We start from the raw sequence: 15,953 nt of genomic DNA on the forward strand, positions 1-15,953 counted from the left end.
ATAAAATGTCAGAAACTAATTTTGAAGAATTAACTTCCTATATCCCCCTTATAGATGAGCGGAATGAGGAGCAGCTAGTTACTGAAGCTCAAAGAACAGCTTTTAATAAAAGTAATGGACTGCTGAATGACTTTTCAGACCATAACCCTCTAACTTGTCTTATTCAAGGACAAGCTTACTCTGGTGCTGAACTTTTATATAGTGTAAATAAATTACCTCTAGTCCTACTCCTTAAGTTTCTACAAACAACTGGAGTTCAGAGAAATCTAGGAAGTAAAGCCGTTACGACTCTAACGTTTACATTAACTGCCCCTTTAACTCAAGCATTTCAAATTCCAGCTAACTTTGAGGTAGTAAGTTCTAATGGAAACCTTAACTTCTTCACTAATGAACTACTAGTAATTCCTGCTGGAAGTATTATAGGTTCTGTGAGTGCTACGGCTGGAGAAGTAGGGGATCAATACAATGTTGAGTCATATACCCTCAATCAATATCTACAACCATTAGCCTTCTTATCATCTGTTAATAACGACATTAAGGCTCAAGGTGGAGCTAATAGTGAAACTATTGAAGAAACTATTAACAGAGCTTTAAGAGCCCTTAATACTCGAAATCCTGTTAGTGCTAATGACTTTGAGGAACTAGCTCAAACTATTCTAGGTAATGGTTCTCGATGTAAAGCGATCGGACTATTAGGTTCAGATAAAATTACTTATGCTCCTGGTGAAGTTCATCTATTCTGTCTAGATGCTAGTGGAAGTCCAGCTAATCCCGCTCAAATTCAAGAGGTCAGTCAGTCTATTAACCTTAAGTTGATGTTAGGGACTCAACTGAATGTCTCTCCTATGAACTTAGTTGAGATCTCAGGAGAATTGATTATTAAAGTTCTTAATGGGGTTGAAATTCTACCGTTAGCTGACGAATTATGGGAAATTTATAAATCATATTTATCTCCTACTAAATTCGAAGTTGGTGCTTCAGTCCTAATTCAAGAAGTGCAGTATGAGCTTCGATTTGCTAAAGGAATTAAGTATATTGAGGAACTTAAGCTGAATGATGCAAGTTTGAATATTCCAATGCCTAACGCTTATTCCCTACCTCAAGCTTTTAATCTATACATGACGTTTGTAGATGAGGACAATAATATCTTCACCACATTAAAAGGAGTGGGTGAACCTTCATGACCTATAAAGCCTGGAATAGTGGAAGACCTGTTTATTCAAGACTACCTGATACCTATCTAGAAGATGGTGTTAGTGATGCTTTAACTTTCTACTGGGATGAATTATTAGTAGAAACTAAATCTAAAGTTGATAACTTTGGACTTCAATTAGATCCCCTAACTTGTGATGCTAAGTACTTAGACTATCTATCCCTGATGCTTGGTTGGATTGACGTTTGGGATGTTACTTGGAGTGAACAAGCTAAGAGAACCTTATTAGATAACTCCTATAGAAATATTGGCATTTGGATAAATAAAGGTTCAGCTAGAGTTCTATCTTTCATTTTAGATACTTTAGGTGTAGAGCACTTTATTCAAATTGGAACGTCCTTCTTAGTTGGCTATTCACGAGTTGGAGATCCGATCGGTACTGTAGCTTGGGATTTTGACATCATCATGAGGACTAGAAGTAAAGATAGTGACTCAGCTAAATTAGCCGCTAGAATTAAGGATTTATTTGCTCCTGTTTGGTGTCGATCTTCAATTATTTTTGATGACACAAGATTCTCATCAGCTTATTACTATGTTCTCTCCTTCAACGATGACTTCGTATTAGCAACTGATGAAGATAAAGCTTTAGAAATTAAATAAAAAATATGGCTGAAATTATTTTAAAGAAACTAGAAGCATTAGACCCTGCTCCTAGTATTAATGATAGTGATGTTCTTTTTGTAGAACAAGAAGGAACTTCACGTAAAGCTACAGTAAATCAAGTTAAAGGTGACTTGGTTAGAACTTCCACTCATACGGCTCACACTTCTGATACTAGTAATCCCCACTCTGTAACGGCTGCTCAAGTTGGTAATACTACGGCTCAATGGAATGCTGATAAGCTTCAAGGTCAAGCTGTTAGTAATGCCCTACCTGAAGATAAACAGTATCTCAAGTATGATTTTGTTTCTAATACCTGGAAACCAACTAGTGAAAATAATGTAGATTTAACTTCTACTCAAACGATTACTGGCACTAAAGCATTTAATAACTTAAATCTGAGTGGCACTTTATCCTTAACTAATGCCCTTAGTATTACTAGTGGGGGTACAGGGGCTAATACTCAAGGTCAAGCTCAGATTAACCTGGGATTGAATCCTGATACCGCACAATATAATGCGACTAAACTACAAAGTGTCAATTTAAGTTCAACAACTCCTACTGATAAACAGTACATGAAGTACGATTCAGCTACCTCTAGCTGGAAACCTACTACCGAGAATAATGTAGATTTGAGTTCCACTCAAACTATTACAGGAGCTAAAACCTTTAACTCGAATTTAACTATTGCAACCGGAAATCTTCTTACAGCGAGGAAGACTAATATTGTCTACTCAGGAAATACTAGTGGTGATCACACTCTAGCGGCAATCTGTACAACTGGTTCTGGAGATAATGTAAGTGCCTTTAATGCTGTTTCGGGCAACCCTGACTTCAGTGCTGTTCAATTTACTGGACAGGAATATTCTCACGGTACTTTAAAGATCGCCCATGAGAAGCCAGTAGGAGCAGACAATAATGATGCAGGCTCATCAGCTTTAAGTATCGACCTGAAGAGTAAAAGTAATGGTCAAACTGCTGCTCAAGGTATTTTCCTTAATACCTCAGATGGAACAACTAGTGGAAATTATCTAACAGTCAGATCTAATGGCACTCAATTATGTCATCTGACAGGTAACGGTCGATGGGGTTTTGGAATTGGTTTCTCAACTCCAACCGCCAAAATGGATGTTAAATCTGATAGCGATACTCTTCCAGCTTTAATTCTTGCCCCTAACTCAAGTTCCAGTACTGCTAACATTCTTGAAATTAAAAGAGGTAGTGATGGGGCAGTCAGAAGTAGATTTGATGTCAATGGTCAATTCATCTCAAACTCCATTGCCTTCTTTGCTGGTTCAGGGGTTCAATTTGGGAGTACTTCTACTCAGTTTGGTGGTGGTGGGGGAGTCATTGGAATCACAAATGCCACTACAGCCCCTACAACTAATCCTACTAATGGCGTAGTTCTATTTGCAAATAATGGAACTCTCAAGTTTTTAGGTACTAGTGGAACGGCTGTAGATTTGGCAGCACCCTACAACTTAAACACGGCACAATTTAACGCAAATAAGTTACAAGGAACTTCTGTAAGTAGTACGGCTCCTACTGATGGTCAATATCTAAAATATGATTTAGCAACTACCAGTTGGAGAGCGGTTACTGAAGCTAACGTTCAACTGTCAGGTACTCAAACCATTACTGGAGCTAAAACTTTCACTAGTAATTTGACGCTCAGTAATTCAAATTTATCTGTAAGTAATGGAAGCATCAGTGTAATTAATGGCGGATTGACTCTAGGAACTGCTCTCACTGTTGGTAATGGAGGTACAGGAGCTACTACAGCTTCAGCCGCTAGAACAGCATTAGGGGTTGATCCAGCTACGGCTCAATATAATGCTAATAAGATTCAAGGTAGAAATGTAAGTAGTACTGCCCCTGCTGATAAACAGGTCTTGCAATACAGTAGTGCAAGTTCTCAATATGAGCCTGCATTTGGGGCTGGAGGTAAAGTCCTTCAAGTGAAGTACATGAATCAAGCAACTTCTGTTGTTACAACTTCCAGTACTTTTATTGATACGGGAGTTGGACTTACAATCACCCCTCAATTTGCTTCTAGTGAAATACTGATTTTGGTTAGTATCAATGGAGTCTACCAATCTGGAAATACTTGGGTAGGTCTTCGACTCCAAAGAAGACAAAATGGTGGAACCTACACAACCTTAAATCTAATCGCCAATGATAATGCTTTTATTAGTACTTCAAACACGGGGGCTATAACCTCATCTAGTTCAAATCATTTAGATTCTGATCATCTTACTGGACTACTAGAATATAGAGTTTTTATAGCAAATACAACCGGAGTAGGATCTGTAGCCGCACAAGTTAACAGCGCTTCAACCTCCACAATCACCCTAATGGAAATAGCCGCTTAATAAAAAGTATGAAAATTAATTTAGTAGAATGCCTCATGTATTTAGCACCAGGGGCAGAATTTGCTTTGAGAGGAAATGAACTTTCAGGACTCACTTGGATGGATGAAAGACCTATTCCCACTCTTGCTGAATTAGAAGCTGCACAGGTGGAACTAAACAAAGTCATCATTAAAGATTGGAATCTATTAGTTCAGAAACTTTTAGGTTGTCAACTTTATATGAAAAGCTTCTATTTGAGTAAAGATAGTCTAGCAATCGCTCAGAGCTTCAATAAATTAGAGCAGGTAGTTTTAATTACTAGAATTGAAGATGCCCTAGCTTTCTTTATGGATGATCTATTAGAAGAACTAAAAGATTACATTACTCCTGAAGAAATGGATGAAGTAAATCAGATTCTAAAAGAGTGTGGATTTAATAATATTGTGCTTCAGTTAAAGGCTGCAAGTGCTATGAGAGCTAGTTCAGGAGCATAATGACACAAATACTAGGAACCATTACAGACTCAGCCCTAACTCCTTTAAGTGGCACTCTAGAGATTAAATTAAATAACCCTAAGGTTCTAGATTCCACTACTCCCAATAGTCTGATGACGGTAAAGAGTCACATCTTTAATATTACCTCTGGAGTAGTTAATATTGAATTATCTGTCTCTGAAGAGGTCAGCTATCATCTCAAATTTACAAGTGACGAGGTAGTTTACTTAGAGTTTGATTTTCTAATTCCTGCTGACGTTAGCCCTATTGAATTAAGTACCCTATTTCCAACTGGAATTGTAAACGACACTTTAACTACAGGGGCTCTTAGAGTAGCTAAAATCTTAACCTCTATTGAATCTTTTAGGCAAAAGGTAGCTCCTGTCTACACTTTAGAAATGGAACTTTCTGGAAATACTATATCTAAATTTCAAAGAACCGCTAAACCTTTTGCAGGTAGAATCAAAATCAAAAGATTAAATGTTTTGATTCTGAGTGGTGGAATTGATTGGGATTTTGAATCTGGAATTATCTATCAGGATAATGGTTTGGATACCCCTTTAGATACCCCTACATTTACTTCTTTTACTGTAGGTGGACGTACTTTTATTAATTATGACTACGATGAGGAAATCTCTGATAGTGCCTTAGGTCTGTATACAAAAGCTATTGCAGGAACCGGAAATATTACAGGCACAGTAACTTTAACCTATCAAGAATTACCTTAATTAAAGGTGCTGAAAGTAGAGACTCTAGATTAATTTCTAGGGTCTTTTTTAATTAAATATATATAGATTAAAATGGTAACAATTAAGAATAATGACATCTGGACTGAGGCTTTAGCTAATGCTAGTGGCTTTCCAATTCTAGATGGTAATACTGAAGTTTTCGGTCACGGTCAGAAAGTTATTGATGACTGGCTTAATGATGCTCCTGATCAAATTAAAGCTCTCTTCTACGGTTTTTACAATCGTATCAAGTTGAGTATCGGAACAGGCTTGAGTGTCAATTATTCAGGAGGCTCGGTCTTAACTCCTACTGGAATTGTCAACTTTAGTCCTGGAAGCATTAACGTACCTCCCAGTAGTGCCAGTTATGTTTTCATCAGTAAGAACGGTGTAGTTCAACAAGCCTCTAGCCTGCCAAATGAAGGTGTAGCGTTAGGTCTAGTTTCAAGTGGAGCTAGTACCGTTTCTCAAATCTCAGACCTACGCTATCAAGTCTTAGAACAGGTTAAAACATTAAGTCTACCTGCTCAAGCATCACCCTACTTAAGTGGAGATATCAAACCTACTTTCAGAACGTCTGTAGAAGATGGCTTTTTAGCCTGTAATGGCGCTTCTTACTTGAGAACTGCATACCCTGATTTATTTGCAGCGATCGGAACTCAGTTTAATCAAGTTGGAGACTCAAACTTAAACTTCAGAGTACCTGATTTACGAGGTCAAACACTAGTAGGTTCCTCTACAGCTAGACCAATCGGAGCTAGGTTTGGGGCTGAGACTGTTTCTCTAAGTGTGTCTCAGATGCCCTTACACAATCACTCAACCACTCAGAATTCTCATAGTCACGTTCTGAATCAAATACCTCACAGTCACGGTCTAAATGATCCTGGACATGCTCATGGTGTGTTCGATCCAGGGCATAGACATCACTTAGTAATTCCTGCATTTGGAAGTGATTCAAATGGGGGTCGATTAGTTGATGGTAGTGGGCCAGCAGGAGCACCCGATTACCACTACGACACTGAAACTTCAGGCTCTAACATTGGCATTTATGGAAATGGGACAGGTATCTCCTTAAATGCTGCAAATGCTAATGCAAATATTCAAGCCAACACTATTGATATTTCTGTAAATGCTAATGGCGGAAATGCTCCTGTTAGTGTCCTACAGCCTTCTGTTAGCTGCAACTATTTAATCAAAACTTAAATTTAATGGAATCAAAACCCTCTACCGACAATACAACTTTAGTTACTGAAAAATCAAGTGGCCCTACTGAAATCAATCTTGATCGACGAGCAAGTTCAGGCACAACATACATTGCAGTTCAAGCTGACACTCAAGCCAAAGTAATTGATGCAGTACTTCAAAATACTGCTGGTGTGGGCCTAGGTGTCATTCTATGCACTTTAGGCTTAGTAGTTGTGGCTAATTGGCTAGGAATCAAAGATGTGTTCAAATCCTTTATTAAATCTCAATCTGAGAATGCTGATTCAATGAAAAAACTAGCTTCTGGTGTTGAGGATCTAGTCAGAACTTCTAATCACAATAGAGAAGACATTGATAGATTGACCAAAAAGGTTGATGGAATCAATGACACTGTTCAGGAAATTAAACACAAATAGACAGTCCACTAATTTCATAGAGGCCAGGGTAATAACTACTCTGGCTTTTTTATTGTTTATTTATAAGAGAAAATAATATGTCTTGTGAATTTTTACTTCCTAATTTTCCGCTATTTCCACAACTAGATAATAGACTGCATCCTGATAGCTCCTGCAATATGACTTCTCTAGCTATGTGCTTAGTCTATTTGAAGAAGTCTAGGAATCAGACTTATGCTTCTAGGTTTGCACAATTTGAAGATGAACTAGTGCAGAGATGTGCTGATCGTGGGTTAAATCGCCGTGAGCCTGGAGTCATTAGAGAATTAACTGAAGTGTATGGCGCTAAGGATGAACTGATTATTGTAGAAGGTTGGGGTGCTGTAGGGAAGGCAGTCTATAAACTGATAGCTCATCTAAAAGAGAATAAGCCTGCCATTATCCATACCTACCTCACCCTTAGTGGTCATATTGTCTGTGTGGATGGGGTGAGGCTAGATAGTAAGGGTGCTCCTGTAAGTTGGCACTTTTCAGATTCCTACGGGGAGTTTTACCCACAAGGATATGAAAAGAATTGGGGTGGAGATCCTGACTTAGGAAAATATTGGCTCAGCCATAAGTCTTTTACAGAGAAGGTGCTCACTGATGGAATTTTCTGGGTTCATTTACTGAGTTAAGAGATGAAACTCATTCAGTTAGTGATACTACTATTCATTCTGATCAATGAGCTGCTTGAGAAATGTTTAGATAAAGACTAGAACCTATAGCTGGTTTGAACTCCTGGAGATTGTGGAGCTGAAAATCTAAACCTTTTCTGTTTGAAGAGAACACTTATTTCAAAATGATAGTGTCACAAATTTAAATTTCCCTTCATAATGGTAAAGGCTTTTAAGTAGTTCCTCTGTTGTACTGATAAGGAAGGGAAATTCATTCAGCTCCTGCACTTGAGTTTCGTTCAGATCTAATTCAATTTTCAAACATCCTGATTCATCGGGCTTATTTAAGTAAATAAATAATTCCTCACCATCTTCTACTTTTACTCTGTAATTAATGATAGGTTTTATCGCTTCTGAAAATTCTTTATGAAATATTTTTCTTCTTTTATAATCATCCAAAACATTTTTATAGAAGTCATCATAGGCATTTTGGAAGAAGGAAGCATTAGCTTCATGAAGTGAATCATAATCATTCAAGATGCCTTCAAAAGCATCAGCTTTAATAAAGTGGACATGAGCAAATGTGGCTTCTCCGTTAAGAATATACCTGCCAACATGGTGATCTTGCTCTACCGCAGATCCCTTTATTTCATCTTCTTCAAAATGAAGCCTAATCAGATCAGAATCAATAATAGACACTAAGTTAAATTGGTAGATTCGATTAGGTCTATCATTTTTAGGAAGAGAAGACATCTCATAAGCTTGAGCCTTCATTAAACCAACTATAGAGTCATAAATAGGAGTATCGTTTTTTGCTTTTCCTTTCTCATTATTTTTATCCTTATCTATTTTCAGCATCGTCTGAAAAGCAAAAATATCTACTTCAGGAATGCGTATAGACTGAGTCACTCCTTTTTCAGCAACATAGCTATAGTATTCATCTTTCCAGCCTTCTTGAGACATTACAAACTCTAATGCCTTGAGGTTTGTCCAAGCATGAATAGGTTTCCAATCAGTATTCACATCGTTGATATTAATATCTTTTGAAAGTAGAGCCCAAAGACAATCTTCGCTCTTCTTGCAGCTAATAACAATACTTGTAAAGAGTTGAAAGTCTCTAACTTTTCTAACTTTATAAGCAATTAAATCAACTTCTCTGACAGTGCCAGTCAAGTCATCCGCATAATATCGGTTGTTGATGACACTCCATCCTGCTTTTCTCAGAATCTCAGCAATGCGGAACTCAAGGGGGAATCCTGTCTTCCTTATATTTTCTTCAAATGAACTGAAATCCATAAGTAGCTGTAGACTGCCTTGCCGCAGAGAATAATGGGTAGCTGGAAACCTGCTCTGCTAGTTAAGCAACTGCATCTCCTCGTGTCAATGGCAGATGGAGGTAGTAGCCGTAACCTTCATAAATCAGAAGACCCTGTAAGAATTAAATTCTTACAGGGTCTTTTTTTGTGTCTGAAAGTACCGTATGGTCTGGGTTCCACATCATTGTGGAGACGGAATTATACTTTTTAGGTTATCTACATTTCATCATCTTGCCAACCAGTCTGCTTTACTTCCTCCTCTATGACTTCAGGGGCTTCCTTAATATGACTGTCAGTTATAGTCTGAGAAAAGGGGTGAATACCTGCATCAATATTAGTTAAAAGCCATTCAATAAACTGCCTATCATTTCCAATAAAGTTAGGATTACACTTCTGCTTTACCCGATTGATCATCTCTTGATTAACTTTCATTTGAGATACTGGATTAGCCATTAATCTGTACCTCAACTGCTTTAGATTTGATATCAACTACATTACTAATCTTTTTAGAAGCTTTTTTAGTTCTGGCTTTATTGAAATTCCCTAAAGTAATACTAGTTTCAAACTTCTGACCAACTGCTCGCACCATTCCATCAGCGTTATCCCAGATGGGATTAGAAGCGACTCTGAAGCCGTTACTAATTAGAAAGTCACTAACTACTGGAATCTCACATCCTCCTCCTGTAGCGACTAAAGAGCTTGAATCAAGGAAAGCATTCTTCATCACTCTCTTACTCTCCTTAAGTCCTTCAGTGATCCAAGTAAGGGCTAACTTATTGACAAGCTCTGTAATTTCTACACCGTCAATTACATAAGGAGTATTACGTTCAAACATATCTAGAACTTCCTGAAAAGTGGGAGTCTTACCTAGATATTTAGGAGAGTTAATTTCAGGAGAGCCGATGATATTAGTGATTAATGAACGGACTCCAGCACTTTCTAAAGGGATACTATTCTTACAGGCGTAACCTTCAAACTGAGAAACAATTAAGGTGTCTGAACCTAAGTCAAGCATTAGAATGTTTCTATCAATTCCTTTTTGCTGCTTGATGACACCTTGACCTTCAAAATAAACCTTAACTACTTTAATCTGAAAAGTTTTCTTGACCCCATTAAACTCAAATCTAAACCTTCCTTTTAAGTGGCTTATAACCTTATCTTCTAGTGCTGAAGCATTAGGAACTGATATACCTAATTGAATTAAAGTGTCTTCAGTCTCAATCTTCTCCCACACTAAAGCTACAAGAAGTGGTAGAGCCAATTTAGCTTTATGGTCATTATCATCTAGAACTCTATCCCCTCTTTTAGGATTAAAATCTAATGCAGGCTTACCAACTAGAAATTCTTTATTCTCCCAAAATTTAGAGTCACTACTATCTTTAATGCATTTGAATGCTTTAGGGTAAGTTCCTGCTTCTAATTCAAGTACATAGCTCTCACTCATATTCTTGAACTCATTAGCTGAAACACGAGAATGTAAGTTGCCAATATCAAAACCAACAAATAAATTTGAACTCATTTCTAATTCCTCTAAATTACCTTCAATTAGTGACATATCTAATTTAATACAAATGAATACTTTTTTCTCCTTTCTTATCTAATAGTATATAAATGAATCCATAAAAGCAATAGGTGAAGGTTAAAAAGAATCAGAATATATCTAATTGAATATGATTAGATACAAATAGATATAAGGGTAAATACAATAAAAACCCCTCTAATTAATAGAAGGGTTCAGAATTTAATTTAGGTTTTATTTTAAGCAGACTTTAGAATAGGTGCAGGCTTAGCAGCAGGTAAAGCAGGGTTAGATAGAATCTTTTCAAACTTCTTAGCTAATGTTTCAGTTACAAAGTAAGGATCTAATGGATGCTTCCTTAAAGCTGACTTCATTAGTTCATTACTTAAAACTTGAAGGGTCATAATTTCAATACCATACTCAGCCGCTTTCATACAGGCTTCTTGAGTACCACCAAAGGGAGCGACCATAATTAGCTTCACATGCTCAGTGTTGTAAGCTAACTTGCCTAGCTCTACATAGCGCTTAGCTTCAATCGTAGTGATAACGTCACAGAGATCAATTACGTTTCTCTTCAGTTCGTAGATTGTAACTACTTTACGTTTGTGTTTGTCAGGACGTTTGTGAACTAGGTCAAACCTTCTAACTACACATTTACTTTGAGGAAAGTCTTTTACACTCTGTTCTGGTTCCAGTTTGTAGTAACCGTGATTGCAGAGTAATAGAAGTTGATCCTGAATCTGTTCCTCAGAAAGGCCAATCCCATTAAGCTCTCTACGAGTCACATCTTCAATAGGCTCTAGGGCTGCTTGAGTGATCGCATCAGAACCTAAGGATTGAAAACCTTGAGCCGCTTCTGTAGATCCTTGAACTAAGTAGCTGTAGGCATGTTCAAAGTCGCCAACCCAAATAGAATTAATTCTTCCTAAGTCTTTACCTGTACATTCAAGGTAGAGTCTCTTAAAAGTCTTAAGTTTTGCACCTTCTAACTTGAAGCTTTTACCAGGTAGTGACGGGTTCCCTTTTTCAGAACTCGTGGATTCAGAAGGTCTTACAGGTTTTGGCTTAAGGTTAGGGTTGACGACCGCTCTTTGATAGCGGTTGTCAGAAGTGTTGCTAGGGCTGCATTCTGACGACATCCCTTCTTCGGATGTCGTCGATTCTTTCTTTTCACAAGCCCAATGCTTTTGATAATCATCCTTAGTAAGTCCTTTAGCTATACTAAGCTCACTCATAATAAAGTAGCTTCCAGTTTTACTTGAACTAGGAACCCAACTGATATTATGCTTTTCAATTAAATCTGTAAGTTTAGAAATAATGGTTATATCAGCATTAGGATTTTTAGCGAGAATAGAATCTTTTAAATTTAAAGTAGTATTCATCCGAATTATTCAGTTTTATAAATATTGATTAAGGATATGTTTTTACTCCCATATTCATGAATTTATCAGGATTGATATTTAGAAAGTGGGCGTTATAACTGCCAATAAAAGAACCTCAATTAGTAACTCTCTAATTGAGGTTTAATTACATCTACATTTCAAAAATTAAAAATATTACAAGATAACTACACTAACTACATGTAGATTTAGTAGATTCCTTTACTTCAATATATAGGGGTGTCTGGAAGTTAAATTCATTCCTTATAGCTCAACCTATTGAATAGTACCCATGTGGGTAATGTACTTAATTCATTAAGAATCTAGCCTAGAAGCAGTTAACAGATTGGAGCAGATTCTATGGCTAATAGTACTTCTCTTGCTGACTACCAAGTCCTTTCTGATGCATCTTTTCCGCTTACTGGTACAGGCTCAAATAGTAATCAAGAGTTAGAATTTGGAGTTCCTGATGATATTGTCGTGACGGGGGGATCAAGAAAACCAGTCCTAGCCTTTAAGATTACGACTTCAGAGGCAACTTCCTTTAGAGTTTATCTCGATGACATAACTGATGAAGCCATTATGTTTGATGGTTCTTTTCCAGCCAATATAAGAACTGTTTACTGGGAGTCATTTAACTTCCTGCCTGCTTTTAATCAGCATGGCAATCCCGTTACAGTATTTTTCAGGTGCAGTCAAGGTGCGTGTAATATATCTGATGTAGTAATTTGGTATCAAGTTGACAGAACTCAGTGGGATGATTGAAGCCTCACTGATGCATAATCTAAGGGATAACTGGAGAGAGTTAAGTACTTTTGGTAGAGGCTTAACTCTCTCTCTATTTTTATATATCAGTCTCATCCTCATCTAAATAGAATTCTGAACGACGCGAATTAACTTCTGAAAGTATTTGCTGTACTGTTTCTTCATCAGTCTGATATGTACTTAGAATACCGTCAGAACGTCCACTAACTACACCTAATGTAAATCCTATAGCTCCAGTTAGGAAGGCTATGAATAGGGTCTTATCGACGAATAGGAAGATGATAGATAAGGTGATTAATGGATTAACTTTTAGAGTATTAATAATTGACTGGATGAAGCTGATACAGAAGTTCAGGAAGTTATACATAAAAAAGAGAGTAGGTTTATTTACTCTCAAAGTTTAGATTTAATGGTGCTTAAGAATGTGGGCGATTCTTAAGATCAATTAGGGGCATCTCCTTCGCAATATATCTGTAAATCCAATTCTCAAACCATTTCCTGAAATAACGGCGTTCTTCAACTGTTAATTTCTCAGAAATATGTATTTCTTTACCCTCCAAATTAAAACTTAAATCATTTTCAAGTTCATCTACACCCAAAATACCTCTTAGACTAACCTCAAAGAGTACACAAGCTACAGGAGTATTATCAGAGTCGATATCTATTTGAATCTTCATGGTTAATTAAGGAGGCGAATAACTCTAAGTTTAACGTAATCAACACCCACAGATTCAATCATTTTATTAGTGGGACTTCTTTAAACTATCCTTACGTTGTAAATACCATTTAATTCTCTGCTCATCTAATTCATCAATTTCTGAGGGAGTTATTTCGATTTTCATAATTTGAGGCTTACCTTCAACATCCCTTTCGTAGCAGATAAGCGTATTGTCTTCCTTAGGAGGCTCAATCTCTACAGCCGCTACTGCAAAAAGTAGGTAAGTTAAACATAGATTCATGTCACAATCTAAATTGATTTCGACTTTCATACTATTTATCTCCTTTTGTACGCCTAATTATAGTTCAGGTAGAATGGGTTTATTGATTGCCCCTAAATAATTCTCATATAGAATCTTTACATCGTGACCTGTAATCTGAGCAATATTAGCAGGCTCCATTCCAGAAGCAGCACAATGACTAACAAAAGTACTTCTAGTTACTCTCATAGGTCGATGTGGAATATCTGACTTCTCTAAAGTTATTCTCCAGCATCTTTGACTTAGAGTATGGTCATCAATTGGTTTACCTTTATGAGATAAGAATATTAGGTCTGAGCCTTTTGAATCCTTAGACTTTCTATTAGTAAGAATGTCACATACTTTATTATTGATGGGAACTACTCTATGCTTTGAAGTTTTAGTGGTTTTTCTAATTCGAGTTGAGATTTTACCTCTATTTCTTATTAGAGATTGATAAACTTGAATCTCTCTATTATCTAAATCAACGTCTTGCCATCTAAGACCTATAGCTTCATTAATCCTGAGTCCAGAATTAAATAAAAACAGAAAGAAGTCTACATAATGGCAGTAGTTAGGAGATCGTTCTAATTCAGCTATAAATCTATGTACTTGTTCAATAGTAAGGGGTCTAGGTCTAGGTTTACCTTCTAATTTAACCTTCAGATGACCGAATAAATCTTTTCTAACTACTTGTAGAACGGCTAGATAGCGTTTCTGAGTGGATGTAGCTACTCCTCTATTCTGAATCCACTTTAGAAAGTCTTTAGCTTTACAGGGATTATCAACAGAGATTTTATACTGCTTTAATAAATTCAGAACTGATTGATCAGCACTACTGTATAGATTCTCTAGACGTTCTTCTAAAAGTGTGATTAGTGAGGGGCACTTAACTTTAGAGTAACTATTAACGTCTGGAACAATCCCTAATAGCCAGCATTTATATTTATTGAGAGAAGTATCAAAGTTGTTAGTTAAGCAATCCTGGTAGATTAACTTACCTGCTAATTCAAGCTTAGCTCTATCAGAAGGGTCAGAGTATTTACCCCATGTAAGAGAATAAGAATCATTATCATAGTTCCACCTGATAATGCAACTATTAGAATTCTTTCTGACGATTAAAGGCTTCATTTCTTTATGCAACTCTATGCAAGGGTCAATCCCCCTTCATAAATAGAGTGCTTACAGAATTGGGCTTCAGGAGGCATGATTGAGAGGCGCATCTCAATGGCATTGAGAGGGTCAGCGGTTCGAATCCGCTTAGCTCCATATGTACATTCGCACATTAAATGTCGCGATTCGCAAATTAATGTCGTTTTCGACGATTTTTGGCGTTTCGGCTGTAGTTTCGCACATTAATGTCGTTAATCAATAGATTCTTGCTATTCACACATTAATGTCGCATTTGTCGTTAATCTCACGGTTCGCACATTAATGTCGCTTCGAACAATTTCTGCTAGGTTGTTTGAAAACTTGCAGATTGGTGTCGGTGTAGGTGGTCTGCTGAACCGTAAATCAGTTCCGTGCTAATTGTGCATTATTCCAGCTCAACAAACGTTGCTTGAGTAGAAGCTTGATCAACAAATAAGAGTATGGCTAATCTCTTTCTCTATCTTTTTTGCACTTCAATGGCAACGCTAGTTTCATTGCATCATGCCATTAAGATGCGCCTTTCAGTCCTCCCCATTTACAGTAGCTGGAGCAACGCAATTTCTTGTGATGCTTAGGATGCTACAGGTACATAAATCTGAAATTTCCTGAATAGATATTATGAACGCAGCCTTGAAATCTTTCAGCCCACCCATGTCTGGGAAGGCGATTGCAACGTAGGTTTTATAGTTGAAACGCGATCGCGCAGTAAACTTTCAGCCCACCCATGTCTGGGAAGGCGATTGCAACTCAGCAACGACAAAAACGACTTTCGCTATGGAGTCTTTCAGCCCACCCATGTCTGGGAAGGCGATTGCAACACTGAGCTAAAAGAGAAATGTCTTCGTGAAGGCATCTTTCAGCCCACCCATGTCTGGGAAGGCGATTGCAACGCAATCGATGAGGGATGGCGAACAGGACGAATTGCCCTTTCAGCCCACCCATGTCTGTGTACATTCGCACATTAAATGTACGTGTACATCAGCAAGCATTCTCGTTTGACGTCCTCCGAGTAGCCTTGAGGGGGGTCATAGCTATCGATGAACTGTCGCCCACAGTCCACGCAGATATGATTTTGCTTGTCTTTGCGTTTTCCATTCTTCCGAATGTGAGTAGACTGGCATTCCGGGCACTGCAGAGAATCACCTTATTCATCTCTCCATTATGCAACGCCGAAAAATTAAACGTATCGTCAACTGTTCTAGCGATGGGGCAATCGTTAAAGCAAC

Annotated in this window: 17 protein-coding genes, 1 tRNA gene and 1 pseudogene; 11 read left to right on the forward strand and 8 right to left on the reverse strand. The window is 37.5% G+C overall.

The features are described from left to right. Nucleotides 1-5 precede the first annotated feature (5 nt). From AC5I6P_RS06285 to AC5I6P_RS06320, 8 genes are all read left to right on the forward strand, one after another. Complete coding sequence (locus tag AC5I6P_RS06285) at nucleotides 6-1,184, forward strand: baseplate J/gp47 family protein (protein WP_495692899.1); 1,179 nt, start codon at nucleotides 6-8, stop codon at nucleotides 1,182-1,184. Then, complete coding sequence (locus tag AC5I6P_RS06290; RefSeq protein ID WP_495692900.1) at nucleotides 1,181-1,813, forward strand: phage tail protein; 633 nt, start codon at nucleotides 1,181-1,183, stop codon at nucleotides 1,811-1,813. The genes AC5I6P_RS06285 and AC5I6P_RS06290 overlap by 4 nt, the downstream gene beginning before the upstream one ends. 5 nt (nucleotides 1,814-1,818) lie before the next feature. Beyond that, nucleotides 1,819-4,185 (forward strand): hypothetical protein, encoded by a 2,367-nt coding sequence (locus AC5I6P_RS06295; RefSeq protein WP_495692901.1) that lies wholly within the window; start codon nucleotides 1,819-1,821, stop codon nucleotides 4,183-4,185. 35 nt (nucleotides 4,186-4,220) lie between these two features. Further along, nucleotides 4,221-4,658 carry a hypothetical protein gene (locus AC5I6P_RS06300; RefSeq protein ID WP_495692902.1) on the forward strand — a complete coding sequence of 146 codons (438 nt, stop codon included), beginning with the start codon at nucleotides 4,221-4,223 and terminating at the stop codon, nucleotides 4,656-4,658. Continuing rightward, nucleotides 4,658-5,386 (forward strand): hypothetical protein, encoded by a 729-nt coding sequence (locus AC5I6P_RS06305; protein ID WP_495692903.1) that lies wholly within the window; start codon nucleotides 4,658-4,660, stop codon nucleotides 5,384-5,386. Before AC5I6P_RS06300 ends, AC5I6P_RS06305 begins: the two co-directional genes overlap by 1 nt. A gap of 72 nt (nucleotides 5,387-5,458) precedes the next feature. Continuing rightward, nucleotides 5,459-6,589: a phage tail protein gene (locus tag AC5I6P_RS06310; RefSeq protein ID WP_495692904.1), complete on the forward strand. Its 1,131-nt coding sequence runs from the start codon at nucleotides 5,459-5,461 to the stop codon at nucleotides 6,587-6,589. A gap of 5 nt (nucleotides 6,590-6,594) precedes the next feature. After that, entirely contained in the window at nucleotides 6,595-7,005 is a 411-nt protein-coding gene (locus AC5I6P_RS06315; RefSeq protein WP_495692905.1) for a hypothetical protein, read from the forward strand. A gap of 77 nt (nucleotides 7,006-7,082) precedes the next feature. Beyond that, nucleotides 7,083-7,661, forward strand: a complete 579-nt coding sequence (locus tag AC5I6P_RS06320; protein ID WP_495692906.1) for a C39 family peptidase — start codon at nucleotides 7,083-7,085, stop codon at nucleotides 7,659-7,661. 159 nt (nucleotides 7,662-7,820) lie between these two features. Here the strand turns inward: AC5I6P_RS06320 and AC5I6P_RS06325 are convergent, their stop codons facing one another. The 4 genes from AC5I6P_RS06325 to AC5I6P_RS06340 all read right to left on the reverse strand — a co-directional run bounded on the left by AC5I6P_RS06325 (nucleotide 7,821) and on the right by AC5I6P_RS06340 (nucleotide 11,857). Beyond that, on the reverse strand, nucleotides 7,821-8,936 hold the full coding sequence (locus AC5I6P_RS06325) for a hypothetical protein (protein WP_495692907.1): 1,116 nt from the start codon (nucleotides 8,934-8,936) through the stop codon (nucleotides 7,821-7,823). A gap of 236 nt (nucleotides 8,937-9,172) precedes the next feature. After that, nucleotides 9,173-9,409, reverse strand: a complete 237-nt coding sequence (locus tag AC5I6P_RS06330; protein ID WP_495692908.1) for a hypothetical protein — start codon at nucleotides 9,407-9,409, stop codon at nucleotides 9,173-9,175. Beyond that, on the reverse strand, nucleotides 9,402-10,511 hold the full coding sequence (locus AC5I6P_RS06335) for a ParM/StbA family protein (RefSeq protein WP_495692909.1): 1,110 nt from the start codon (nucleotides 10,509-10,511) through the stop codon (nucleotides 9,402-9,404). Before AC5I6P_RS06335 ends, AC5I6P_RS06330 begins: the two co-directional genes overlap by 8 nt. A gap of 203 nt (nucleotides 10,512-10,714) precedes the next feature. Further along, nucleotides 10,715-11,857 (reverse strand): hypothetical protein, encoded by a 1,143-nt coding sequence (locus tag AC5I6P_RS06340; protein WP_495692910.1) that lies wholly within the window; start codon nucleotides 11,855-11,857, stop codon nucleotides 10,715-10,717. Nucleotides 11,858-12,214: 357 nt separating this feature from the next. On the opposite strand from AC5I6P_RS06340, the gene AC5I6P_RS06345 reads away from it, so the two are divergent. Further along, entirely contained in the window at nucleotides 12,215-12,619 is a 405-nt protein-coding gene (locus AC5I6P_RS06345) for a hypothetical protein (RefSeq protein WP_495692911.1), read from the forward strand. Between the two features lie 416 nt (nucleotides 12,620-13,035). Here the strand turns inward: AC5I6P_RS06345 and AC5I6P_RS06350 are convergent, their stop codons facing one another. The 3 genes from AC5I6P_RS06350 to AC5I6P_RS06360 form a co-directional block, all read right to left on the reverse strand. Then, nucleotides 13,036-13,296 (reverse strand): hypothetical protein, encoded by a 261-nt coding sequence (locus tag AC5I6P_RS06350; protein ID WP_495692912.1) that lies wholly within the window; start codon nucleotides 13,294-13,296, stop codon nucleotides 13,036-13,038. Between the two features lie 66 nt (nucleotides 13,297-13,362). Continuing rightward, a complete protein-coding gene (locus tag AC5I6P_RS06355; RefSeq protein ID WP_495692913.1) occupies nucleotides 13,363-13,608 on the reverse strand; it encodes a hypothetical protein in 246 nt (81 codons plus the stop codon). 27 nt (nucleotides 13,609-13,635) lie between these two features. Then, on the reverse strand, nucleotides 13,636-14,706 hold the full coding sequence (locus AC5I6P_RS06360) for a site-specific integrase (RefSeq protein ID WP_495692914.1): 1,071 nt from the start codon (nucleotides 14,704-14,706) through the stop codon (nucleotides 13,636-13,638). 69 nt (nucleotides 14,707-14,775) lie between these two features. Between AC5I6P_RS06360 and AC5I6P_RS06365 the strand changes: the two genes are divergently transcribed. Next, nucleotides 14,776-14,844, forward strand: a tRNA-Ser gene (locus tag AC5I6P_RS06365). 623 nt (nucleotides 14,845-15,467) lie between these two features. After that, on the forward strand, nucleotides 15,468-15,692 hold the full coding sequence (locus tag AC5I6P_RS06370; protein ID WP_495692915.1) for a hypothetical protein: 225 nt from the start codon (nucleotides 15,468-15,470) through the stop codon (nucleotides 15,690-15,692). An 8-nt stretch (nucleotides 15,693-15,700) separates the two neighbouring features. Here the strand turns inward: AC5I6P_RS06370 and AC5I6P_RS06375 are convergent. Beyond that, a pseudogene (locus AC5I6P_RS06375) lies at nucleotides 15,701-15,862 on the reverse strand (IS1/IS1595 family N-terminal zinc-binding domain-containing protein); the annotation flags it as partial. Nucleotides 15,863-15,953: the final 91 nt, after the last annotated feature.

The sequence above is a fragment of the Myxacorys sp. genome, from assembly GCF_059501405.1.